The organism is Neobittarella massiliensis (ex Bilen et al. 2018) (assembly GCF_900289145.1).
Classification (GTDB): domain Bacteria; phylum Bacillota; class Clostridia; order Oscillospirales; family Ruminococcaceae; genus Neobittarella; species Neobittarella massiliensis.
In genome coordinates this window covers 101,273-123,723 of sequence record NZ_OKQO01000002.1, presented here as the reverse complement: position 1 = coordinate 123,723, position 22,451 = coordinate 101,273, and the positions used below count along the sequence as shown (strand labels likewise).

Annotated in this window: 20 protein-coding genes and 1 tRNA gene; 8 read left to right on the top strand and 13 right to left on the bottom strand. The window is 61.4% G+C overall.

The features are described from left to right. Positions 1–128 precede the first annotated feature (128 nt). The 6 genes from era to C6Y32_RS03325 form a co-directional block, all read right to left on the bottom strand. Complete coding sequence (gene era / locus C6Y32_RS03350; protein ID WP_105203755.1) at positions 129–1,052, bottom strand: GTPase Era; 924 nt, start codon at positions 1,050–1,052, stop codon at positions 129–131. A gap of 81 nt (positions 1,053–1,133) precedes the next feature. Further along, positions 1,134–1,613 carry a diacylglycerol kinase family protein gene (locus C6Y32_RS03345; protein WP_105203754.1) on the bottom strand — a complete coding sequence of 160 codons (480 nt, stop codon included), beginning with the start codon at positions 1,611–1,613 and terminating at the stop codon, positions 1,134–1,136. Between the two features lie 157 nt (positions 1,614–1,770). Continuing rightward, positions 1,771–2,280: an rRNA maturation RNase YbeY gene (ybeY, locus tag C6Y32_RS03340; protein ID WP_105204095.1), complete on the bottom strand. Its 510-nt coding sequence runs from the start codon at positions 2,278–2,280 to the stop codon at positions 1,771–1,773. Positions 2,281–2,345: 65 nt separating this feature from the next. After that, the gene (locus tag C6Y32_RS03335) at positions 2,346–3,350 is read right to left on the bottom strand and encodes a PhoH family protein (protein ID WP_243562491.1); all 1,005 of its coding nucleotides are present in this window, start codon (positions 3,348–3,350) and stop codon (positions 2,346–2,348) included. Positions 3,351–3,587: 237 nt separating this feature from the next. Further along, positions 3,588–4,763 (bottom strand): sporulation protein YqfD, encoded by a 1,176-nt coding sequence (locus C6Y32_RS03330; RefSeq protein WP_105203752.1) that lies wholly within the window; start codon positions 4,761–4,763, stop codon positions 3,588–3,590. A 54-nt stretch (positions 4,764–4,817) separates the two neighbouring features. Then, positions 4,818–5,114, bottom strand: a complete 297-nt coding sequence (locus C6Y32_RS03325; RefSeq protein WP_164998115.1) for a YabP/YqfC family sporulation protein — start codon at positions 5,112–5,114, stop codon at positions 4,818–4,820. Between the two features lie 118 nt (positions 5,115–5,232). Here C6Y32_RS03325 and C6Y32_RS03320 point away from each other — a divergent pair, with 118 nt between their 5' ends. Next, positions 5,233–6,330, top strand: coding sequence for a hypothetical protein (locus C6Y32_RS03320; protein ID WP_129589377.1), 1,098 nt, complete (start codon positions 5,233–5,235; stop codon positions 6,328–6,330). 110 nt (positions 6,331–6,440) lie between these two features. Further along, entirely contained in the window at positions 6,441–6,665 is a 225-nt protein-coding gene (locus C6Y32_RS03315; RefSeq protein WP_243562489.1) for a hypothetical protein, read from the top strand. 82 nt (positions 6,666–6,747) lie between these two features. Here the strand turns inward: C6Y32_RS03315 and C6Y32_RS03310 are convergent, their stop codons facing one another. Together C6Y32_RS03310 and C6Y32_RS03305 are read right to left on the bottom strand one after the other, a co-directional pair. Then, positions 6,748–7,503: a sulfite exporter TauE/SafE family protein gene (locus C6Y32_RS03310; protein ID WP_243562487.1), complete on the bottom strand. Its 756-nt coding sequence runs from the start codon at positions 7,501–7,503 to the stop codon at positions 6,748–6,750. Positions 7,504–7,522: 19 nt separating this feature from the next. Continuing rightward, positions 7,523–8,833 carry an amidohydrolase family protein gene (locus C6Y32_RS03305; protein WP_105204089.1) on the bottom strand — a complete coding sequence of 437 codons (1,311 nt, stop codon included), beginning with the start codon at positions 8,831–8,833 and terminating at the stop codon, positions 7,523–7,525. 194 nt (positions 8,834–9,027) lie between these two features. Between C6Y32_RS03305 and C6Y32_RS03300 the strand changes: the two genes are divergently transcribed. After that, positions 9,028–9,720 carry a Crp/Fnr family transcriptional regulator gene (locus tag C6Y32_RS03300; RefSeq protein ID WP_105203749.1) on the top strand — a complete coding sequence of 231 codons (693 nt, stop codon included), beginning with the start codon at positions 9,028–9,030 and terminating at the stop codon, positions 9,718–9,720. Between the two features lie 71 nt (positions 9,721–9,791). Here C6Y32_RS03300 and C6Y32_RS03295 read toward each other — a convergent pair whose 3' ends face one another. Beyond that, positions 9,792–10,625: an SGNH/GDSL hydrolase family protein gene (locus tag C6Y32_RS03295; protein ID WP_105203748.1), complete on the bottom strand. Its 834-nt coding sequence runs from the start codon at positions 10,623–10,625 to the stop codon at positions 9,792–9,794. 158 nt (positions 10,626–10,783) lie between these two features. Between C6Y32_RS03295 and C6Y32_RS03290 the strand changes: the two genes are divergently transcribed. From C6Y32_RS03290 to C6Y32_RS03280, 3 genes are all read left to right on the top strand, one after another. Beyond that, positions 10,784–10,859, top strand: a tRNA-Thr gene (locus C6Y32_RS03290). A gap of 133 nt (positions 10,860–10,992) precedes the next feature. Continuing rightward, positions 10,993–13,437: an excinuclease ABC subunit UvrA gene (locus C6Y32_RS03285; RefSeq protein ID WP_105203747.1), complete on the top strand. Its 2,445-nt coding sequence runs from the start codon at positions 10,993–10,995 to the stop codon at positions 13,435–13,437. Positions 13,438–13,879: 442 nt separating this feature from the next. Next, positions 13,880–16,363 carry a diguanylate cyclase domain-containing protein gene (locus tag C6Y32_RS03280; protein ID WP_105203746.1) on the top strand — a complete coding sequence of 828 codons (2,484 nt, stop codon included), beginning with the start codon at positions 13,880–13,882 and terminating at the stop codon, positions 16,361–16,363. A 363-nt stretch (positions 16,364–16,726) separates the two neighbouring features. Here the strand turns inward: C6Y32_RS03280 and C6Y32_RS03275 are convergent, their stop codons facing one another. Together C6Y32_RS03275 and C6Y32_RS03270 are read right to left on the bottom strand one after the other, a co-directional pair. After that, entirely contained in the window at positions 16,727–17,347 is a 621-nt protein-coding gene (locus C6Y32_RS03275) for a DJ-1/PfpI family protein (RefSeq protein ID WP_105203745.1), read from the bottom strand. A 610-nt stretch (positions 17,348–17,957) separates the two neighbouring features. After that, positions 17,958–18,647 (bottom strand): ATP-binding protein, encoded by a 690-nt coding sequence (locus tag C6Y32_RS03270; RefSeq protein WP_105203744.1) that lies wholly within the window; start codon positions 18,645–18,647, stop codon positions 17,958–17,960. Between the two features lie 564 nt (positions 18,648–19,211). On the opposite strand from C6Y32_RS03270, the gene abc-f reads away from it, so the two are divergent. Next, entirely contained in the window at positions 19,212–20,873 is a 1,662-nt protein-coding gene (gene abc-f, locus C6Y32_RS03265) for a ribosomal protection-like ABC-F family protein (RefSeq protein WP_164998114.1), read from the top strand. Between the two features lie 267 nt (positions 20,874–21,140). Here abc-f and C6Y32_RS03260 read toward each other — a convergent pair whose 3' ends face one another. Continuing rightward, positions 21,141–21,434: a GNAT family acetyltransferase gene (locus tag C6Y32_RS03260; RefSeq protein ID WP_105203742.1), complete on the bottom strand. Its 294-nt coding sequence runs from the start codon at positions 21,432–21,434 to the stop codon at positions 21,141–21,143. 158 nt (positions 21,435–21,592) lie between these two features. On the opposite strand from C6Y32_RS03260, the gene C6Y32_RS03255 reads away from it, so the two are divergent. Continuing rightward, positions 21,593–22,003, top strand: a complete 411-nt coding sequence (locus tag C6Y32_RS03255; protein ID WP_105203741.1) for a hypothetical protein — start codon at positions 21,593–21,595, stop codon at positions 22,001–22,003. Positions 22,004–22,167: 164 nt separating this feature from the next. Here the strand turns inward: C6Y32_RS03255 and C6Y32_RS03250 are convergent, their stop codons facing one another. Further along, a complete protein-coding gene (locus tag C6Y32_RS03250) occupies positions 22,168–22,416 on the bottom strand; it encodes a DUF6514 family protein (protein WP_105203740.1) in 249 nt (82 codons plus the stop codon). Positions 22,417–22,451: the final 35 nt, after the last annotated feature.

Genomic DNA, 22,451 nt, shown 5'->3' with positions numbered 1-22,451 from the left:
GCACAAAAAGTCGCGGCGGTATGTCTGCCAAAAGTTTCTTTGGCGTTTTGCCTGATTTACGGGGATAAAGTTTTAAATATTTCTGATGGGGGCGCGGCGCGTTTCGACACGCGGCGCCGAGAGAGGTGCTACTCCTCGACCAGGCCGAAGTTTTTGATGAGCCCCTCTTTGTTGCGCCAGTCCTCTTTTACCTTGACCCAGCACTGCAGGTTGACCCGGCAGCCCAAAAACTGCTCGATATCCTGGCGGGACTGGGAGAGTATTTTTTTGAGCATACTGCCCTGCTTGCCGATGATCATCCCCTTGTGGGACTGCCGCTCGCAGTAGACGGTACAGTCGATATCCACCAGGTCCTGACCGGGGCGCTCTTTAAACTTCTCGACTACCACGGCGGTGCCGTGGGGGATCTCCTCGAACATGTTGCGCAGGATCTTCTCGCGCACGATCTCGGAGACGATGACCCGTTCGGGCTGGTCGGTCAGGGCGTCGTCGGGGAAAAAGTGGGGGCTCTCGACGGCGTAGTCCTTTAGGGCGGCGATGAGGTCGTCTACCCCGTCGCGCTGGGTGGCGGAGATAAAGAACACCGCGGCAAAATCGGCTTTTTGGGTGAACTGGGCAGCGCGGGCGAGCAGCTGCTCTTTATTATCGACGGTGTCTATTTTGTTGACACAGAGAATGGCCGGGGCGCCGGAGGCACCAATATCGGCCAGCAGCTGCTCCTCGGCTTCGCGGATGGGGCCGGAGGGCTCGGTGACCAGCACGCTGACATCGACGTCGCCGATGGCCTGACCTACCGCCTTGACCATGTGGGCGCTGAGCTTGGTCTTGCCTTTGTGCAGGCCGGGCGTGTCGATAAAGACCATCTGCGTCTCGTTTTGAGTGAGCACGCCGGTGATCTTGGTGCGGGTGGTCTGGGGCTTGTCGGAGACGATGGCCACCTTCTCTTGCAGGATGGCATTGAGCAGCGAGGACTTGCCCACGTTGGGGCGGCCCACGATGCTCACAAAGACCGATCTGCTGCCCATTGGCTCGGGGCGGGGGGTATCTGTCATAAGTCGTTCCTCTCGTGGTAAACGCCGGCCGGCCCGCCCCACCGCGTTTTGCGGGCATGGGGCGGGGGCGGCTGGCGGCTGTTATTTTTTATTAAGACCGCCGCGCACCAGCAACCAGCTGGCTAAAAGCAGCAGGGCGGTGAGCGGCAACGGCCAGGGGCTGCGCAGAGCGGCGAGCAGCCGTGCCGGGCGGCCTGACTGGCAAAAGAGCAGCAGGCCGACGGCGGCCGCGGCTATGGCCGCCACCAGCACGGCGGCGGCCGCTACATCTTTACAGCGGCCGATGGCGCTGTCGTGTTCGGGGCAGACCTTGTCGCACAGTACCTCCAGCGCGGTGTTGCCGAGCTCGGCGGCCAACACACTGCCGCAGCACAGGGCGATCAGGCCCCACTGGCCGGCTGAAAAGCGGGCGAAAAAGCCCAAGTAGCACACCCAGACGGCGGCTGCCAGGTGAAAGCGCAGGTTGCGCTGGCTGCCCAGCGCCCAAAAAAGGCCGCGAAAGGCATGTCCAAAACTGTGAACAAATTGTAAAAACAGCCCTTTTGGGCGCTGTTTTGGCACCTTATCGCCCCCTTAATGGCCGGCAGCTCCGCCCGCCCTCTATGTAAGCCGGCAGACCGGACCCGGGTGCCGATGCTGTGCGGCGGGCGAAAGACCGGCACCGGACCGGGACCAGATGGCCGCACAGATGTTTGCGGCCGGGCGGGGGCGGGCCTTTTTATTTTAGGATGTCTTCGTCGACGTAGCTGGCGTTGCGGGGCAGGCCCAGTTTGAGCATGATCGCCTCTTCTTTTTCGCGCATGCGCACCTGCTCCAAGCCGCCGCCTTCGTGGTCGTAGCCGAGGATGTGCAGCATGGAATGGGTGGTGAGAAAGGCGATCTCGCGCTGGAAGGAGTGGCCGTAGATCTCGGCCTGGGACTGGGCGCGCTCGGCGGAGATGACAATATCGCCCAGCACGAAGGCGCCGGTCTCCATATTCTTGTCGTACACGCCGTCTTTGCCCAGGGGAAAGCTGAGCACGTCGGTGGGTATATCTTTGTTGCGATAGGCAGCGTTGAGCTCCTGGATCTGCTCGTTGTCGACGAAGGTGACGCTCACCTCGGCCGGGCCGGGGAACTGCTCGGCGGCCAGCACAGCAGTGCAGGCACGGCGGACCAGCAGGCGCAGCCCAGAGGGCAGCTTGACCTGTTTTTGCTTGTTGGTGATCAAAACTTTTACACTAGCCATGGTGTTTCTCCTCACGTCACTGTGCCGATCTTTTACCGGCACTACTTTTACACGTACGCCCATTTTTACCTCTTATCTGTATGGGGCTGCTCTGGTGAGCGGGCCTTTTTATTTTCCTGTTTTTGGTAGTAGCGCTCGTAGGCCCGGATGATCTCCATGACCAGGCGGTGGCGCACCACGTCTTTTTCGGTAAAATATATCTGGGCGATATCCTCCACGTCGCGCACGATGCGGGCGGCGACGACCAGGCCGGACTGGCGGCTGTCGGGCAGGTCGATCTGGGTGATGTCGCCGGTGACCACTGCTTTGGAGCCGGCCCCCAGGCGGGTGAGGAACATCTTCATCTGCTCGGGGGTGGTGTTTTGGGCCTCGTCCAGAATGATGAACGACTCGTTTAAAGTGCGGCCGCGCATGTAGGCCAGCGGCGCCACCTCGATGTTGCCGCGCTCCTGATACTTATAGAAAGTCTCGGCGCCGAGCATGTCAAACAGAGCGTCGTACAGGGGGCGCAGATAGGGATCGACCTTCATCTGCAGGTCGCCGGGCAAAAAGCCCAGTTTTTCGCCCGCCTCGACCGCCGGGCGGGTGAGGATGATCTTCTCGACCTCGCCGGCGCGAAAGGCCTTGACGGCCATAGCCACGGCCAGATAGGTCTTGCCGGTGCCGGCGGGGCCGATGCCGAACACCACCGAATTTTGGGCGATGGCCTCGACATATTTTTTTTGGCCGAAGGTCTTGGCCTTGATGGGGCGGCCCTTGGCCGAGAGACAGACGATGTCGCCGTCGGCGACCGGGGGCGGCTGGCTGTCGCCGCCGGCGGCCAACTCGAGCGAATAGCGCACGTTTTGGTCGTCTAGCGGGGTGCCGCTTTTTTGGATGAGCAGCAGGTTCTCGATCGCCTTTTTGGCCCCTGCCGTCTGCACCTCGTCGCCGTCGAGACGCACCGCCCCGTCGTGGGAGGTGATGCGCACCCCGAAGCGCCGCTCGATCTGCTTGACGTTCTCGTCGAAGCGGCCAAACAGCTCGGCCAGCTGCTGGGGGGTACAGCCCTCCAGTAAAAGTTCTTCCATGTACATACCTCGATCATCATAGCGCTGTGGCGGCGATGCCTTTGGGCCCGGAGGCCAAAAACTGCCGCCTATCCAGACATATCCCGACACCGGGGCGACCGGCGCACAGTGGCGCCCGGGCTGCCGGCCGTCGGGATAGCTGGCTGCACCGCAGCGGCGACCGACCGGGGCCAGTCTTTTTCTGCGGGGCGAGAAATTTACTTTGATTATAGCACAAAACTAGAAAATGTAACAGTATTATTGCGAAATTTCTTGTGATTTTGCTATATTTTCTTCACAGGTCACAGTGTACTCGACGAACAGGCTGCCGTCGCGCTCCTCGAGCTGGGTGACGGCGCACTGCGGCGCGAGATCTTTGTAGTTTTGAGCCATAAAGGCCTGCACCTGCTCGTCGGCCTGCTGTTTGGCCTCCTCGGAGGTGAGCGTGCGGACCTGACTTTTGACCGGGGTGATCTTTTGGGTGATGAGGTCGATGGGGATCTCGACCGAGAGCAGTTTGAGATCCCACTTCTTTTTCTGGATCATGAACTCCCCCTCCAGTTTTTTGGGAAAGTACAGGGGCAGCTTGAAGCCGAACAGGTCGAGCACGCGCTGCTCTTTGGCCTCGCCGGCGGGGACCCATTCGGTCTTTTGCAGGGGGATGAGATAGGAGACCTTCTCCTCGGTCTGGGCCCAGACCTCGCCCTGCGCGTGCTTGTAGACGGTGCGCTGCCAGTAGTCCTGAAACATGCCGCTGATGAGCACATCCCCCTGCCCTACATACTGGCCGATCTCCACCTGAGGGTGACCCTCCAGCGGCTGGATGCGCAGGATCTTGCCCTTTTTGGCCGCGACGATGTCGCAGGGCTGGCGGGGGTCGACGATCTCGCCTTTTTTCTGCTGCTCGCGCACCTCGATAAACAGCTGGGTACCCTTGTTGGAGATGGTCATATCGGCCAGGTCGGGCAGCGCCAGCAGCGCCTTTTCCTCGGTGGCTTTGCGGTTGAGCCGCCGCAGGTCTTTGCCCTTATTGACCCCCAGGTCGGACAGTGTTTGCAAAATGGACTGGGTGCTGACCTTCTCGTTACCGGTGACCTGGATGGTCCAGGTGAGGTGGGACATGTGCAGCAGAAACCCGGCGCAGAGCAGCAGACCCACCACAGCGCCGATGCGCTTGCGGTAGCGGCGCGCCCAGAAGGGCAGCCCCTTCTTTTTTTGGATGCGCAGGCGCACGCCGGTACTGCGGGCCAGGTGGTGCATCTGCTTGTAGTCGCGCGCCACGGTGTTGGCGGTAAAGCCCTCGGGCTCTTTTTGCAGGCCCCACAGGCGCAGGCCGTTTTTGTTTACCAGATTGATGAACCGCTCGCTGAAGATGCCGCGCAGGCGAAACTGCACGGTGCCCAGCAGCCAGCGGATAAACGAGACCAGATACAAACCCTGTCTCCCCCTTTTTCTTCTTGTGACCGGCCGGGCGGCCGTATCTCTTCCCTAGTGCATGTACTCGATGGTGACAAATCTGCCCTGGACGATCGCATCGGTATCACTCATGCATTTGAGGGACAGGTCTTCCCCCTCGAACTTTATCTGCATTTTGCCCAGGCTGAGCACGATGACGCTCTCGTCGTACTCCAGTACGCCCTGACAGCCCTCGATGATGGCCTCGGTATTGCCCATGAGCTCGATGCGGCTGTCGGTGAGGTGGGCGCTGTCGATGAGCTGCTTGGTATCTACCAGCAGTGAAAAGGGCTTTTTTTCGCCCTGCTTGTTTTTTCTGCGTCTGTTCATGGCCGATCCCTCCCGTTCATATATATTAGCCAGCGGCTGCATTTAGCCCCCGGGCCGCCGAGTATCTGCCGCGGGGAGGCAAAATGGCCGATAAGGAGTGGGGTACTGGATGTATGCTATGTGGGGAAAAGTGAAAAAACACGCCGGCGAGGGCTGGCAGATCGCCGTTTGCCTGCTGCTTTTGTGGGGGGTGACTGCCGGCGGAGACCTGGCCCGGCAGGGGGTGCTGCGGGGGCTGGCCACCTGCTATAAAGTGCTCATCCCTTCGCTGTTCCCGTTTATGATCGTGGCCGGACTGGTGATGAACACCCCTATGTCGCGGGTGATCAGCTGGCTGTTGCGGCCCCTGAGCCGCTGGGTGCTGCGGGTGTCGCCCCAGGGGGGGAGCGTGTTTGCCATGTCGATGATCGGCGGCTTTCCGGTGGGGGCCAAGCTGGTGCGCGCCGGGTACGATGGCGGACAGCTGCCGGGAGACGAGGCCCGGCGACTGGCGCTGTACTGCATCGGCGCGGGGCCGGCCTTTGTGGTGACCGGGGTGGGCATGGGCATGTTTGGCAGCGCTGCGGTGGGCGGGCTCTACTACCTGTGCTGTGTGCTGAGCGCGCTGATACTGGGGGCGCTGTTGAGCCGACTGCCGGGCCGGCGGCGGGGGCCGGCGGTCGCCCCAGCCAGGGCAGCTGTAAAGGCAAAAAACTTTCCCCCGTTTTCGGCGGCACTGGTGACAGCGGTGAGCACAGCGGTGACCTCGATGCTGTCGATCTGCGGGTATGTGATCGCCTTTTCGGCGCTGCTGGAGCTGGTGCGGCGCTGGCTGCCGCTGCCCGCCCACCTGACTGCGCTGCTGAGCGGGCTGCTGGAGGTGACGACCGGCTGTGCGGCGGCCAGCGGGCTGCCGGGCAAGCTGGGGCTGTGCGCGGCGGCGTTTTTTTTGGGGTGCACGGGGCTCTCGGTCGTTTGCCAGGTGCTGTTTTGCCTGGGGGACCTGGCCGACATGGGGCGGCTGCTGCTTTGCCGGCTGCTGAGCGGCGTGCTGACACTGGGGCTTTTTTTGCTGCTTTACGGGCTGCTGCCCAGCGAGAGCGCCGATGTGTGGCAGAATGTGGCCATCCCCCTAAAAACCGCCCACAACAGCCCGGCCACCGCGCTGCTGCTGGTGCTGTTTTGCCTGTGTGCGCTGTGGAAATTTTGCCGCCCGCACACCGCTTTACGGCGGTAAAAAAATGCGGTATACTGAGATGCAGCGGCGGTACCGGAGGAACGATGCCCGCCGCCAGAAAATGGATGCTGCGCAAGAGAAGTCAGCACATAGATAGGAGCGGTGCCACTTTGTTCGGCAACAGCCAGAAATTATTTGGAAGATTTATCGAGCCCAGCTGCAACTACTGCGAACACGGGCGGGCCATGCGCGGGCAGGACCTGATCCTGTGCGATAAAAAAGGGGTGGTGGCCCCTTATTACAGCTGCAAAAAGTTTATGTATGCCCCCTTAAAGCGGGTGCCCAAGCCACGGCCCAAGCCAATGGATTTTGACCCCGACGATTTTAAGCTGTAAAGGCAAAAGCCCTCCGCACGGTGCGGAGGGCTTTTTGATATCGGCGGCCGGGAGGCCTGTCGTATACACAGCCTGAGCGGCGCTACAGGACCATTTTGAGCAGCATATAGCAGGAGGCGCCGATAGCCAGCGCAGCCACCATCCACTTGAGCAGTTTCAGGTTGACTTTGCCCGCGACTTTGGCCCCCACCAGCACCCCTACAGCGTGGGTGACGACACAGACAGCGGCCAGCAGCAGGAAGTTTTTGCCCTGCACCTGACCCATATAGCCGACACAGGCCGGCAGGGCGATGGCCACCGAATCGAGCAGGCTGATGCCCACGGCCGCCCGCAGGTCGACCCCCAGCAGCGCCAGCAGCGGCACCACCAGGATGGGACCGCCGGCCCCGGTGAGCGAGCAGATGGCGGCGGTGACTGCGCCCATGAGCAGCAAAAACGGCTTGCTGGCGGTGAGCGGCGAGCGATCTTTGCCCGGACCTTGCCGGTCTTTTTTGACCAGGATCGAGATGCCGGAGGCCAGCACCACGGTGTAGAGCAGCACTTTGGCGATATCTACCGGGATGAGCGTGTTCAGCCACACCCCGCCCAGAGCGCCCAGCACGCTGCCGGCGCAGAGCGGCAGCGCCAGCTGCATATCGAGGTGGCCCTCTTTTTTATAGGACCAGGCCCCGAGGATACCGGAGGTGAGAAAGGCCAAAAAGGCCAGTGCCAGCGAGTCGGCCAGCGGCAGGCCCAGAAAGCCCCCGAAGGTGATGGGCAGCAGAAAGCCGGCGATGCCGGAAATGCCGATGAGCACCCCGACGGCCAGACTGGAAAGGCCAATGATGGTAATGATCAAGATGTTCTCCCCTTTTTATTTAGTTGCATATGAGCCGTTTGTGCAGGTCGGCGGCGCGGCGCAGCACAGCTTTTTCGTCGATGGTCTTTACTTGCCGGTCGCGCATGAGCCACCGGCCGGCTACCATCGAATCGCAGACATCGGCGGCGGTGACCGTTTCGACCAGTGTATGTACGAGGTCGGCGGTGGGCAGGATGTGGGGCTGACAGAGATCGATGGCGATGAGATCGGCCTGATAGCCGGGGGCCAAACGGCCGATATGGCGGCGCCCCAACGCGGCGGCCGAGCCGGCGGTGGCCATGTGCAGGATGGTGGCGGCGGGCAGGATGGCGGGATCGGCGGTGGCGGCCCCGTTGACGGCGTTTTGCACCGAGCGCAGGATCTTCATCTCGTTCCAGAGACTGAGACCGCCGTGGGCGGCGCCGTCGGTGCCCAGGCCCACGGGGATGCCCTGCTCGAGCAGGCGGGGGGCCGGCGGTACCCCTTTACCGCTGTTGCTGAAGGGGCAGTGTACGGCGCGCACGCCCCGCGCGGCCATGAGCGATATCTCGCTGTCGGAGACGAAGATACAGTGGGCAGCCAACAGCCGACTGCCCAGTACGCCCAGCGACTCCAGATAGGCCATGGGACGCAGCTTATACTTTTCGAGACAGGCATTTACCTCGCCGGGGTACTCGTTCATGTGTACGTGTACGCTGGTGCCCAGCTCCTCGGCGGCGGCAAAGGTGCCGGCTATTAGCTGGGGGGAGCAGGAGAGCAGCGTGCGCAACGAGAAGGACACGGTGAGCCGCCCCTGCGCCTTTTGGTGCCAGCGCGCAAACAGCTGGCGGTTATTTTGCAGCGCCTGCTGCGCATCGGCCCGCATGGTGGCGGGGACGCCGGGCTGATCGATGGTGGAGCAGGTGAGATCGGCGCGCAGACCGGAATCGGCCACCGCCTGGGCCACTTCGTCCATGAAGCGGCCGCCGGCATCGGCAAAGGCGGTGGTGCCGGACTTTATCATCTCGAGGCAGGCCAGCTGGGCGCTGACCTGGACGGTTTCCCGGTCGAGGCCGCTCTCGAACGGGAGCATGATGCGGGTCCAGATCATGGGCAGCTCGTCTAGAATACGGCCCCGCAAGAGCTGCTGACAGGTGTGGGTGTGGCCGTCGATAAGGCCGGGCATGTAGAGTTTGCCGCTGCCGTCTACCAGCTGGACGGCGGCATCTGCAGCAAGGTCTGGGCCCAGCGCGGCGATCTTTTGCCCGCTGATACCGATATCCCAGCCGGTGTGCAGCTGCATATCTGCATCGAGCACGGTGGCGTTTTGTATGAGTACATCATAGTTCATAAAATAGTCCTCCCCTATTTTGCGGCGGCGGGCGGCATTTTTTAGATCGGCGCCGCCGGCCCGGCCGGCGCCCAGCACCCAGTATAGCGGAGGGGCGAGGCGGCTGAACAGGACAAAAGTCTCTTTTCAGGAAAAAAAGTTTGCCGTATACTGTATATATAAGGGACAGCGCCCGATAGAGCGGAGGGATACGGATGCAGATAGAACAGATACTGGCGCGCACCGCCAACTGGCCGGAGCTGTGCCGCTGCTTGGCGGCAATGCCGCCGGCGCTGGCCGCCACAGCCAGCGAGCAGCGCTATGACGCCGGTGCACTGCTGCAGCAAAAAGGCGACGAGGTGGACCGGTTGGGCATTTTGTGCCGCGGCAGCTTGCGGGTGGTGAACCCCTTTGACACCGGCGACAGCTATGTGATCGAACAGGATGACGCGGTGGACTTTGTGGGCGACGTGGTGCTGCTGGCCGGCGAGCGCCGGGCCCCTATCTCGCTGCAGGCGGTGACCGACTGCCTGATCTTGTGGTTTGAGCGGGCGGCGTTTGCCCGCTGGGTGCAGGGCGACCCCGCACTGCTGCGGCTGATGGCCGGGCACATTGCCGGCAAGCTGTACCGCTCCTCTTACCGGCACGGGCAGCCGCTGTTTTACCCCGGCCCACGGCTGCTGGCCGACTTTTTGAGCCGCTATGCCGACCAGAACCGGCCGGGCGACGACGGGCGCTACCGCGTGACGGATACCCGGCAGCAGTTGGCCCAGCTGCTGGGGCTGAGCCAAAAGACGGTGGACCGGGCGGTGGCCCAGCTGAAAAAGCAGCAGCTCATCGATACCGACCGGGGCAAGATCGTATTTTCTGATCGGCAGGCGGCTGGGCTGCGAGAGCTGGGCAGCTGACGGGCACACAGGCAAGCGGCAGGCCCCGGTGGGACCTGCCGCTTTTTTTACTGTATTGATTTTTGACCCGCTCAACCGGCGGTGTAGCTGCGGATGGTGGACAGCCAGGCATCGACAGCCTGCTGCGACAGCTGCAGCTGAGAGGTGCCGGTATCGACGCTGGCGACGAACTGCGACAGCTCCTCCCCCTGCGGCTGCAGGTAGTAGATCTCGAGCTCTTCACACAGGGATAGGAGCAGCTCGTCGTAGGACTGGATCTTGCTGTTTTGGAAATTGGGCAGCGCCTGCTGGGTGGCGCTGTCGACAGTGGGGATGGCCAGCAGGTAGACCTGTGCTTTGGGCAGCTCTTTTTGCACCCGCTGCACAAAATCGCGTATGCTGCTGCGCATATCTTCGCCGGAGAGCCAGGAGACGCCGTTGAGACCCAGGCAGATATACACCTTTTTGGGGCCACTATTTTTGAGCGCCTGCAAGGCGGTGACGCTCTGCCCGTTTTGCGTGAACAGCTGCTCGCGCAGAATGTTGCTGGGGTTTGCTTTGCCGGTAGCCAAAAACAGAGTGCTCCCATCCCAAAAGCTGTGTTTGGAGAGCGCGGCGACCAGGTCGTCACCCACAAAGGCGGCGTCTTTAAAGTAGCCGGCCGTCTTCTCTTTCCCCTTTTTGGGGGTGACTTTTTGAGCGGCGGCGCTGCTGGCGGCCATGCCCGACTGGTTGCCGACCAGGTTGGCGGTGGTGTGTTTTTCGTTGCCGGGGCCGTCGCTCTGGGGCCAGAGCAAAAAGGCCAGCAGCACGACCAGCGCCACCGCCAGCACGGCCAGCACGATCTTTTGGCCGCGGCGGCTCTTGGGTACCATCTCGTTCATATCGAAGCGGTTTTTATGAAAAAGGGGGCTATTTCTTCTCACGCCGGGTCCTCCCTGTTCGGATCATATCGATCTGCTCAAACTGCGCCGGGGCACAGACAGTTCTTATATTATAGCGCAGAACCAAAAAAAATGAAAGCTACCTCTTGACTGTTTGCCGAAAATAGTGAATAATAGTGTGTGTTCTGTGACGGGACCGTGCTAGAGTGGCTCAGTTGGTAGAGCAGCTGATTCGTAATCAGCAGGCCGTGGGTTCGAGTCCCATCTCTAGCTCCAAAAATAGCGCCGGACTTTCATGTCGGGGCGCTATTTTTTATTTTTTCAGTGCCGTTTGAGCGGCGGCCGGGAGCGCGCCGGAGCCAGCGGGACCGGGCGCCGGGCGAGCAGACCAGAGCGTGAGGAGGTATGTATGCGCAACATTCAGATCGTGGGGGCCAGAGAGGGAAACCTGCAAAACATTTCTCTGGAAATACCGAGGGATAAGCTGGTGGTGTTTACCGGGCTATCGGGCTCGGGCAAGTCGACGCTGCTGCTTGACGTGCTGTTTAACGAGTGCCAGCGGCAGTACCTGGAGGCCATGGCTATGGAGGGCATTCGCAAGCCGCAGGTGGAGCGCATACGGGGCGCGTCGCCGGCCATCTATATCTCTCAGGGGGACGCCAACAGAAACCCGCGCTCGACGGTGGGTACCAAGACCGACCTGTACACCGACCTGCGCATGATCTACGAAAAGCTGGGCGAGCGCAGCTGCCCCCACTGCGGGGCGCACATCGCGGCGGCCGACTGCCGCGAGGAGACCGAAAAGCGCGACGGCGAGTTTTACGTGTACATGTACTGCTGCCGGTGCGGGCGGCGGATGCGCAAGCTAACCCGCACCGACTTTTCGTTTAACACCCGCGAAGGCGCCTGCCCCACCTGCGCGGGACTGGGCAGTGTGCACACCGTGCGGCGGGAGGCGGCGGTGGACGAAGCGCTGACGCTGGAGGACGGGGCGGTGCGCTGCTGGGAAAAGCAGTACGCCAAATACCAGCTGTCGCTGCTGTACCGGGCCTACGCCCACTACGGTCTGCCGGCGCCCGCCCACCAGCCGGTAGCCCAGTTCAGCGCGCTGCAGCGGGCGATCCTCTACGAGGGGAGCAGCTGTGCGCTGGTGCGGCAGGTAATGCCGGACTGCCCGCCGCCCAAGACCGCGGGGGCCGGCAGATTTGAGGGGGTAGTGCCCAACCTGCAGCGACGCCTGGCGGAAAAAAGCGGCGACGCCGGCAGCCTGGAGCCGTTTTTTGAGCACGCGGTATGCCCGGACTGCCGCGGCCAGCAGCTGGGGCCGATGTCGCGGGCGGTGACTGTGCGGGGCACCCGGCTGCCGCAGCTGGCGCAGTACACCCTGCAAAAGCTCTGCCGCTGGGCAGAGACGCTGCGAGCCGACCTGCCCCGGCCCCAGCTGGCGCTGGTGGCGGACTACCTGCTGGACATAGAGACCAAGCTGGGCCGACTGCGGCGGGTGGGGCTTGACTACCTGACATTACAGCGGCAGGTAGTGAGCCTGTCGGGCGGCGAGCGACAGCGGCTGCGGTTGGCGGCGGCGCTGGACTGCGACTTATCGGGCCTGTTATACATTTTAGACGAGCCCACCGCCGGGCTGCACCCCCGCGACACGGCCGGACTGGTGGACATTTTAAAAAAGCTGCGCGACTTGGGGAACACCGTACTGGTTATTGAGCACGACCCCGACGTGATGGCCGCCGCCGACTATCTGATCGACATGGGGCCGGGCGCCGGGCGGCACGGCGGGCAGGTGGTATCGGCCGGTACACCGGCGGACATTGCGCGGCAGGACACGGCCACCGGGCGCTGCCTGCGCCGAGCACCGCTGGGCAAGACCCATTACCGGGCGGCCGACGGCGCGGTGGATATCGGCAACGCAGTTATGCACAACCTGCAGGGGCTGGACCTGCGCCTGCCCTGTGGCTGCCTGGTGGCGGTGACCGGGCCCTCGGGCTCGGGCAAGTCGACGCTGGTATTCGAAGTGCTTGCCAAGGGGCAGCCCGACAGCGGTGCGAATGCGGTGCGCGGGCGGCAGCAGTTTGCGCAGGTGGTAGAGGTGCGGCAGGGCGGCATAGCGCGGATGAAGCGCTCGAACGTGGCGACTTACTGCGGAGTATACAGCGAGATACGGGCGCTGTACGCCCGCACCGAGGGGGCCAAAAAGGCGGGGCTGGGGGCCGGCCACTTCTCGTTCAACTCGCCCGGTGGGCGGTGTGAGGCCTGTCAGGGCATGGGCCAGGTGGACAGTAACCTGCTGTTTTTTACCGATGCCCAGGTGGTGTGCCCGGTGTGCGGCGGGCGGCGCTTTTCGCCGGCGGTACTGGCGGTGAAGCTGCATGGGCTGTCGATCAGCGAGGTGCTGGACCTTTCGGTCGAGGAGGCGGCGGTACTGTTTGAGGGCTGCCCCAAGGTGGCCGGCCCCTTAAAGCTCCTGCAGGAGGTGGGGCTTGGGTACCTGCAGCTGGGGCAGGCGCTGACGACCTTGTCGGGCGGTGAGGGACAGCGGCTGAAGCTGGCCAGAGAGCTGATCGCCAGCCGACAGGGAGAGAAGACCCTGTACCTGATGGACGAGCCCACCGCCGGGCTGCACCCACAGGATATCGATCATTTTTTGGCGCTGCTGGACCGGCTGGTGGACGCCGGTAACACGGTGGTCGTGGTGGAGCACAACCCCCAGCTGATCAAAAGCTGCGACTGGGTCATCGATCTGGGACCCGACGGCGGCGACCGGGGCGGACAGCTGATATTTGCCGGCACCCCCGCCCAACTGCGAGGCTTTGCCGGCAGCGCCACGGCGGCTTACCTGTAAAGGGGGCGGCCGCACCCGACAGCGATACCTTTTTAAAGTACCGAGAAAAAAGCTCCCTGACAGCTGTCATCCCGACAGTTGTCAGGGGGCTCTTTTTTTCGATATCTCCCCTCTTTGTGGCGGCGGGGAGCTGGCGGCACCGGGAGAGCGGACAGCAATGTGTGTGCCGTGGACAGAGCACTGTAAGCTCCGGTCACAAACTAGCGATCTTTCGTATACAATAGATAATATCTGGGACAATATTGTACTTTATCGCTAAATATATAGAAAACTATGCGGAAATGCTTGTCCTTACTTGCCTATATCTGTCAAGATAAGCTATAATAGATATATTTGAACCGAGTTTTGCGTTGTGACCGTTTACAGAGTGCTGATATGTGCATGATTATGGTGCTTTTATTCTGTTGGCGGGCAGCGATCTTGATATTTGGAGATTTGCCTTATGAAAAAAGCACTGTGTCTGCTCTCTGCCCTGCTTTTGGCCGTGCTGGCGCCGCTGTCGGTGCTGGCCTCGGCGGAAAATGGGGACTATATCATCGATGAGGAGCGGGTCATTCGGGTGGCTTATCCGATCCAGCGCGGGCTGACCGATATGGACGAGGACGGCAACCTGTGCGGCTACACCTACGAATACCTGCAGGAGATCGCCCAGTACACCGGCTGGAGTTACGAGTTTGTGCAGACCGACGGCAGTACCGACAGTTTGATGGACCTGATGGAACAGGTACAGAGCGGTGAGATCGACCTGATGGGAGCTATGTCGTACACCGAGGCGGCAGCGGAGATGTTCAACTACAGCAGCTATAGCTACGCCACCTCTGAGACGGTGCTGCAGACCTCTTACAGCAAGATGCAGGAGGTGGTGTTCAACTCGCAGCTGCCGCAGACCTTTAAGATCGCAGTGACCGGAAACGAGAACAGCCGCAACGTCAAGGAATTGCAGGACTACTGCAGCCTCAACCAGATCACGCCGGAGTTCGTCCACTGTGATAACGACGCCGAGATGGTAAAGGCGGTGCAGGAAGACCGGGCGGACATGCTGCTGAGCACCAGCTTCAACTACCTGGAGGACATGTGGACCATAGCCAAGTTCTCGCCCAAGCCGGTGTACTTCGTGGCCTCTAAAAATGCCAAAGCAGACATTATGGAGGACCTGAACACCGCCATCATGCATATTGAGCAGTCGGACGCTAACTTTGCCACCCGGCTTTATAACAAATACTTTTTGCCCCAGACCAAAGACCTGGTATTTTCGGAGGCGGAAAGGCAGTACCTGCAGGAGACCGGCGTTTTGAAAGTCGGCGTGCTGAGCGGACAGCCGCCGTTTCAGCAGGTGGGGGTGGACGGTGAGGCCAGCGGGGTGGCCATCGACATGCTCGACTACATCAAGACACACACCGGACTTGAGTTTGAGCTGGTGTACGCCGACAGCCAAAACGCGCTGTATGACCTGGTCAAGGAGAAAAAGGTGGACCTGGTGGCCGGCATGCCGTACGACTACGATCTGGCCCAGGCCAAGCACCTCTCGATGACCCAGCCCTATGTCTCGTCGCAGTACATACTGGTAATGAACGACAAGAGCAGCAATGACAGCCTGAAGGACAAGCGGCCGGCGCTGCTGGCTAACAGCCCTTTTCGCGGCGATGCAGATACCGAGGCGGCCATATACGAGACCACCAGGGAATGCGTGCACGCTGTGGCCAGCGGTGAAGCCGACTACACCTACATCGACACCTACTCGGCCCAGTACTACATGAACCAGCCCGAGTACCGCAACCTGCGGCTGATCTCGCAGAACTACGGCACCTACACGGTGTGTTTTGGCGTGGTAAAGCCGGGGCGGCAGGAGCTGCTCTCGATCTTTAACCGGGTGATCTCCACAGCGCCGGAGGAGGACATCCAGAACATCATCAACAAAAACACACTGCAGAAGACCCCGTTTTCGCTGGGGGACCTGATCCGCCAGAACCCGGTGGGATCGATCGCGCTGGTGGGCGGCGTGCTGCTGGTCATCATCCTCATCCTGCTGTACTTTTTGCGGCAGCGCGCCCACATGAGCAAGCAGGCGGCGCTGGAGCTGAAAAAGCACCTGCAGGTGTATGCGCTGGTAAACGAGTACTTTTTTGAGTACGATTTTGCCACCGATACCTCGATGGTGTCGGTGCCGCCCAAGGATACCCAGGGGCCGTCGCAGCTGGTGTGCATCGACCACAAAAAGCCGCTGGAGGACGAGATGCTGCGCATCAGCAGAGAGCGGTTTTTAGCGGCGGTGCGGAGCGTGCAAAACGGCATACAGGAAATAGAGCTCTACTGGGACGGCGACATGCACTGGGTGCGCGTGGCCCTGGAGACGGTGCTGGACGGTGACCGGCCCATCTACACGCTGGGCAAGTTCAACATCATCGACGACGAGAAGAAGGAAAAAGAGGAGCTGCTGGAGAAGTCGCAGCTGGATAGCCTGACGCACATCCTCAACGCCGAGACCTGCCGCAGCCGCATCGTGGAAGACCTGCAGCTGTTACAGGACGGCGAGCACGGGGCGATGATCCTCATCGACATCGACCGCTTTAAGGAGATAAACGACACCTACGGACACATGAAGGGCGACGAGGCGCTGCAGAGCATGGCTGTGCTGCTGCGCTCCACCTTCCGCGCTGACGACGTGGTGGGGCGGCCCGGCGGGGATGAGTTTATCGTGTACATGAAAAACGTGACCGACACCGAGGCGCTGCGCGCCAAGTGCCGCACATTGTGCGACCGCGTACAGCAGCTGACGGTGGCCGGCGGCGGACTCACCATTAGCGCCGGGGGCATTTTGGCCCGAAAAGGCGATAGCTATAACGACCTGTATGTAGAGGCCGACCAGGCGCTGTACCGGGCCAAGAATGCCGGGCGCAACCGGTTTCAGATCGCGCCGCGCGACTGACCGCTCCCCCACCCTGCTTTTTGACTGCCCGCCAACGGAATAGAGAGAGTCCCCGGCAGATGAATAGCATCTGCCGGGGACTCTTTTATGTTGTGCGCCCAGATGAAAAAGACAGGCGGCGTTTTTATAGTTTTGGGGGCGAGCCTGCTACAGGTCCAGTCTGGGGGGGTGCCGAGCCTGGTTCACCGCTTTGGGGAACGACATCTTTTATAGGGCAAAAGACAGGTAGCGGCTGGCCCTGTACGGCGCAAGTATCGGGGCGGGAAAACCGGCTGGGCAGTAAAGGCCCTCGATGAAAGATACGTGGTTAAAAGCAGTCTGCCCGGCGTCTGACTGGTGCGCTGCTGAGACACTCTGCCGGAGCTAGACGACTTCTTCCCAGGAGGTGGCGTCTTGGGGCAGCGGAGCGCCGTAATAGCCCTTTTTGTGAAAGTCGTACCACTCGGTGATCTTGGGCTCGGGCGCGACTTGCAGGGCGAGCAGCACCTCGCGTGCAAACTCCAGCGCGGCGGTGCCGTTGGCGGTGACGATGCCGCCATCGGACACCGCCTGCTGGGGCAGAAAATTGGGCTCCCCAGTATAGGCGGCACCGGCCCACGCCTTGAGATCTTCCAGGTCGTTGGCGGTGTGGCGGACGGTATTGAGTACGCCCAAGGTACCTAAAAAGCCGGCGGCGTCACAGATGGCGCCCAGCAGCTTGCCGCTACCCAGACACTGATGCACCAGTGGTGCCAACTGGCGGGCGGTCTCTTCACGCCAGGACATGCCGCCCACCAAAATCAGCGCCTGATAGTCGCTGGGGGCTGTTTGCAGATCAAAATCGGGTACTGCGAGCAGGCCGCCGATAGAGCGCACCGGCGCCGGTGTGACGGATACCGTTTGACAGATAAAGGCATTTTGCCCCAGCATACGGATGGCCGAGGCGAGATAGGCGGCCTCCCAGTCGGCCCACTGGTCCAGCAGTGCAAAAAGTACAGTTTTCACGGGCAGTAGCTCCTTTCAAAAGGGCGGCCGAGCGGCCGCGGCAGTGCCGGCCGGCAAATGGCCGGACAGGCTGTAGGCTGATTGTATTCCTATGGGGCGGTGATGTCAACTGCCGTATGTACTGGGTAGAGCGTGCGGCGAGAGGGGCACGGCAACTGTAGGGCGGGATAAGCGGCAGGGCGGCACGGGGAGCAGGAGGCGTAGAGACACACCCTGTAGGAACATGAATGGCGGCAGTTTGAGGGAGATACTGCCCTGGCTACTGGAGCGCGCCAAGACCTACCTCGAGATCTATTTGCTGTTTTTAATAAGCTGCTGATAAAGAGACTGCCCCGCCGAATTATACTATGTTTCTACCTCGATAGGGCAGCCAGACCTTTAGCCGGTCTGGGCGCTACTTGTAAGACCAGCCAGCTGGCAGCGCGCGCTAGACCGGCGGAGAATATCCCCTCCTGCCCCACTCTGTGCGGGTGTTGCCGTGCGGGTACAAAGAGCAGCCGGCACCAATGCGCTTGGCAAAACGAAAAGGTGCAGCGGGTCCTATCGTTTTGCGCACAAAAAACGGACCGGGGCTGTACTCTGCCGCCCCGGCCCGTTGGATATGCTGTTTTTACTGCTCGACCTCGGACAGGATATCGCCATTTGTGCGCAGGGTGACCACCCGGCAGGGAATGTTTTTGCCGCACTGGGCCAAGGCGCGCTCTACTGCCGCCTGCAGGCCGCCGCAACAGGGCACTTCCATACGCAGCACGGTGACCGAGCGCAGGTCGTTTTGCGCCAGTATCTGGGCCAGTTTGTCGGCATAATCTACCCCGTCTAGTTTGGGGCAACCGATGACCGTGACCCGGCCGCTCATAAAACGCTGGTGAAAATCGCCGCGGGCAAAAGCGGTACAGTCGGCGGCGATGAGCAGATCGGCCCCATCGAAATAGGGGGCGCTGACCGGTACCAGCTTGATCTGTACCGGCCACTGGGCCAGCTGGCTGGGGGTCTCGGCACCGGGCTCCTCCTTTTGCCGGGGGTGCAGGGCGGCGGCTCTGCTGCCCGGGCAGCCGTTCTGGCGGGCAGCCATTTTGGCCTCGACAGCGGCGCGGTCGTAAGGCAGGGCCTCGCGCTCGACAAAGGTGATCGCCCCGGTGGGACAGGTGGGCAAGCAGTCGCCCAGACCGTCACAGTAGTCGTCGCGCAGCAGCTTGGCTTTTCCGTCGACCATGCCAATGGCACCTTCGTGGCAGGCGCGTGCGCACAGCCCACAGCCATTACACGCTTTTTGGTCTATGTGAATGATTTTTCTGATCATCTCGGTATCCTCCTACTGTTGGCGGCTCGCTGCCGCTTGGTGTATCTCTACTATAACATGGGGCTGCCGCCACGTATGTTGTTTTTACAACAAAGCAAAAAGATCACCTGCTCTATTTTAAAACAGGGATTCCGCCCCGTACTGTTATACCGGGTGGGTGCTGCCAAAAGCGCCTTGGGCACCGCCTGATCTGTTGCTTTTTGGGAGGCTGTGGACCGGATGCGGCCTTTAAAGGCGACAGCTGCTGTTTCGCGGCCGAACTGGGACTTTGGAGCGGGCGGCCGGCGCTAAAGCGACACTTGCATATAGCGGCGCGGTCTGCTATACTCGTAGACATAGAATTTAGAAAGGCGAGGTAATCACACCGCGAATGAGACTGTAAAAACCTTTGTACGCCACAATAACGATACTCAAGACGCCCTTTAAAGAGGGGCGCCGGGGGTGCTTTGTGCGACAAAGGGGAAAACAGTGCGGTGTGCGGCGAGACGGCGGTTTCGCTCTGTTTTTTGGCGCGCCTTTTGTTTTCCTCCCGTACAGGTCACCCCTGTAAGGGAGGTTTTTTATTTGACTGAAAACAAAATTCTTCTATCTATTCGCGGGCTGACCTATTTTGTGGGAGAGCGCCGCCTGCTGGACATTCCCCAGCTGCACATCACAGAGACAGACCACATCGGCATAGTGGGAGAGAACGGCTGCGGCAAGTCGACGCTGTTGGACTTGATGGCCGGGGTGCGGCAGCCCGAGAGCGGCAGCATAAAGCGATACTGCCCGCTGGCTTATTGCCGGCAGCTGGCGGCAGCCGACCTATCGGCAGCTGATGGGCCGCTGGCGGCGCTGGGGGCGGGTGTGCTGGCCAAGCAGCCGGGCCGCAGCGGCGGCGAGGAGACCCGGGTAAAGCTGGCCGCCGCTTTGGAGGAGCGGGCCCCCCTTTTGCTGTGCGATGAGCCCACGGCCAACCTGGACGAGAGCGGGCAAAAAGAGATCTGCCAGCGGTTGGCCGAGGTGGAGACGCTGGTACTGGTGAGCCACGACCGAGCGCTGCTGAACGCTCTGTGCCGCACGATATGGGAGGTGCGCAGCGGCGAGCTGCACATCTACCCCGGCGACTACGACTGCTACCGCCGGCAAAAAGACCTGGAGGCGGAGACCGCACGACAAAAGTGGACGGCGTACAGCGAGGAGCGCGCCCGTTTACAGGCCGCTGCCAGCCAGGCCTCGCACCAGGCCGGTAAAGTAAAAAAAGCCCCCAGCCGCATGGGCAACGCGGAGGCCCGGCCCCCCCGGCGGGAGGCGACCCAGAAACCCGCCAAGATCGCCCGCCGCAAAAAAGTGCTGGAGAGCCGTCTTGCGCGGATGGAGGAGGGGGAAAAGCCGCGCGAGGACGACAGCATCGCCCTGCATATCGACCCCGAGCCGCTGAGGGCCCGCACGGCCCTGTCGGCCAGCGGGCTCACAGCGGGATACACGGCCGGTAGGGCGATCATCTCGGACGCCACCTTCACTCTGCCCACCGGCAGCAAGACCGCCCTGATCGGCCCCAACGGCGCGGGCAAGACCACGCTTTTGCGCGTTCTGGCGGGCGAGCTCTCCCCCACCGGCGGCAGTTATCGGCTCTCGCCCCAGGCCCGACTGGGTTTTTTGCGGCAGGGATTTGAACAGCTGGACGAGCGCCGGACGATCTTGGAGAACGCGCTGGATGGCGCATGCCAGAGCCCGACGCTGGTGCGCACCGTACTGGGCCGGCTTTTCTTTAGGCGGGAGGAAGTGAACAAGCCACTGGGGGTGCTCAGCGGCGGGGAGCGGATGAAGGTGGCACTGTGCAAGCTGCTGGTGGGGGGATGTAATCTGCTCTTTCTCGACGAGCCGACCAACTACCTGGATCTTCCCGCGGTGGAGGCGCTGCAGGGCTTGTTGCAGAGCTATACCGGCACGCTGCTGCTGGTCAGCCATGACGAGACCTTTTTAGAGGCGGTGGCCGACCGGCTGCTGCTTATGGACGGCGGTGAAGTGCGCGCCTTTGCCGGCGGGCTGCGCGACTGGCACCGACAGCGGGAGCTGCCGCTCAAAAAGGCGGCGCGGGACGCCACCCTGCAGAGGACCGTGCTGGAAATGCGGCTGAGCCAGCTGGCGGTGGAGATATCTGACGCCCCGGCGCCTGAGAAAGAGGCGCTGGAGCAGGCTTACCAGAACACGGTGGCCGAACTGCGCCGGCTGCGGGAACTGTAATAAAAGACCGGCCCTTGTTGGAGGGCCGGTCTTTTGACGGTACAGGATAAACACGGCGGCCGGGCCTTATTTACCGGTGATAAGGTAAGGCACAAGTGTACAGAGCAAGAGACATAGCGGCGACAGCAGCCGGCCGCGGTAGGCCGGTCTTTGAGCTGCTGATCTGAAAAACATACCACTGGCGCCGTTTATAGAGACTGGGCGGCGCCCGCCCAGACCGACAGCCCTGCGCGGCGATATGAGCTGTCTGCGCCGCACACGCTGCTGCTAGTAAAAACGGCGGCCGTCGGGCTGGGTGCCTTCGGACACCTTTTGCAGATAAGCGGCGACCTGCTCGGTGAGCCAGTCGGCAGCCTGCTGGCGGCCGCTCTCGTCGAAGGGGAAAGTTTGGCTGGCGACGATCTCGCTCTTTTCCTGACAGTAGGGGCCGTACCAGACGCAGGCGGCGAACTGGCCGTTTTGCGGCTCGACGCGAAAGCGAAAGCCCCGCTGGCTGCCGGTATAGACGTTGTCGCTCTCGAAATAGGCAAAGTTGGGCAGAGTAATGGGTGTTATTTTCATTGGTGCTCTCCTCACAGTTTATCACCACTATTATATACCATTTTTTGCAGGGTGCATAGACTGGTAGATACAGCCATTTTTTGTGGTGGAAATACTTGTCGGATTGGGTAAAAAGGTCTATAATATCTTTTCGTCACGCCATGGAAAGGAACGAGAAAATGGAGACCATCGAACAGATCTATGCCAGCGACGTATACCGGCCCTTCGTGCGATTTTGCCAGCTCAACGGGCTGCGGGACATGCAGCAGCTGGACAGCAGAGTTTTGGCCCGTGCGGCCAGCTGGCCCGGTATGAACGCCCAACTGCTGGCCCGGGTAAAGCTGGTTTACACCACCTACCGCAAGAAGAACCCACCGGCCGTGCCGCCGACCTCCACCCCGGCTGCAACGCCCCGGCTGGAGGAACAGGTGCGGGCGTATTTTGCACAAAACGCCCACAAACTGATCCACATCAGCGACCTGATGCGCGAGGTGGGCGGCGGGCTGAAGCGAGCCGATATGGCCAAGATGCTGGCCCGCACCGACTGGTGCCGGCAGGTGGACGGCTCCACATACTTTTATCAGCCCTGAACAGCAAGGCGGCGCTGGGGCCAATACCTGAAAGCGCCAATAAACAGAGGACGGTACCGAGCGGATAGATCTCCGCTGTACCGTCCTCTTTCTGCTTATGATGTTTGGGGCAGCTGCCGCCGGCTGCCCTATGTACCCGATCGATCAAAAGGGTCATACCAAAATCATACCACGGAGAAGTCCACTAAAAAGTCTTCCACCACGTCCTGCAGCTGGCAGGGGGAGAGCTGATCTCTGGTACAGGCAGCCGCCAACTCGTCTACACTTGACTTGCAGGTGTAGATATCCGCTATGCGCTGACAGACCGTGCCGCCACCGTCACATACGGCGATACCGTATGTGACGTAGCGCCCAATATCGGGGTGTTCTCTCTCCTCCTCGTACGTCGCATACTGCCAACTGTTTGCACACATGTTATTTCCTCCTCTTTTCACCGGTGCCCACGGCA

Coding starts and splice junctions, on each gene's coding strand:
- era (WP_105203755.1), bottom strand. CDS start 1,052: ATGACAGATACCCCCCGCCCCGAGCCAATGGGCAGCAGATCGGTCTTT.
- ybeY (WP_105204095.1), bottom strand. CDS start 2,280: ATGGCTAGTGTAAAAGTTTTGATCACCAACAAGCAAAAACAGGTCAAG.
- C6Y32_RS03335 (WP_243562491.1), bottom strand. CDS start 3,350: ATGGAAGAACTTTTACTGGAGGGCTGTACCCCCCAGCAGCTGGCCGAG.
- C6Y32_RS03325 (WP_164998115.1), bottom strand. CDS start 5,114: ATGAACAGACGCAGAAAAAACAAGCAGGGCGAAAAAAAGCCCTTTTCA.
- C6Y32_RS03320 (WP_129589377.1), top strand. CDS start 5,233: ATGTGGGGAAAAGTGAAAAAACACGCCGGCGAGGGCTGGCAGATCGCC.
- C6Y32_RS03305 (WP_105204089.1), bottom strand. CDS start 8,833: ATGAACTATGATGTACTCATACAAAACGCCACCGTGCTCGATGCAGAT.
- C6Y32_RS03300 (WP_105203749.1), top strand. CDS start 9,028: ATGCAGATAGAACAGATACTGGCGCGCACCGCCAACTGGCCGGAGCTG.
- C6Y32_RS03285 (WP_105203747.1), top strand. CDS start 10,993: ATGCGCAACATTCAGATCGTGGGGGCCAGAGAGGGAAACCTGCAAAAC.
- C6Y32_RS03280 (WP_105203746.1), top strand. CDS start 13,880: ATGAAAAAAGCACTGTGTCTGCTCTCTGCCCTGCTTTTGGCCGTGCTG.
- C6Y32_RS03270 (WP_105203744.1), bottom strand. CDS start 18,647: ATGATCAGAAAAATCATTCACATAGACCAAAAAGCGTGTAATGGCTGT.
- C6Y32_RS03260 (WP_105203742.1), bottom strand. CDS start 21,434: ATGAAAATAACACCCATTACTCTGCCCAACTTTGCCTATTTCGAGAGC.
- C6Y32_RS03255 (WP_105203741.1), top strand. CDS start 21,593: ATGGAGACCATCGAACAGATCTATGCCAGCGACGTATACCGGCCCTTC.
- C6Y32_RS03250 (WP_105203740.1), bottom strand. CDS start 22,416: ATGTGTGCAAACAGTTGGCAGTATGCGACGTACGAGGAGGAGAGAGAA.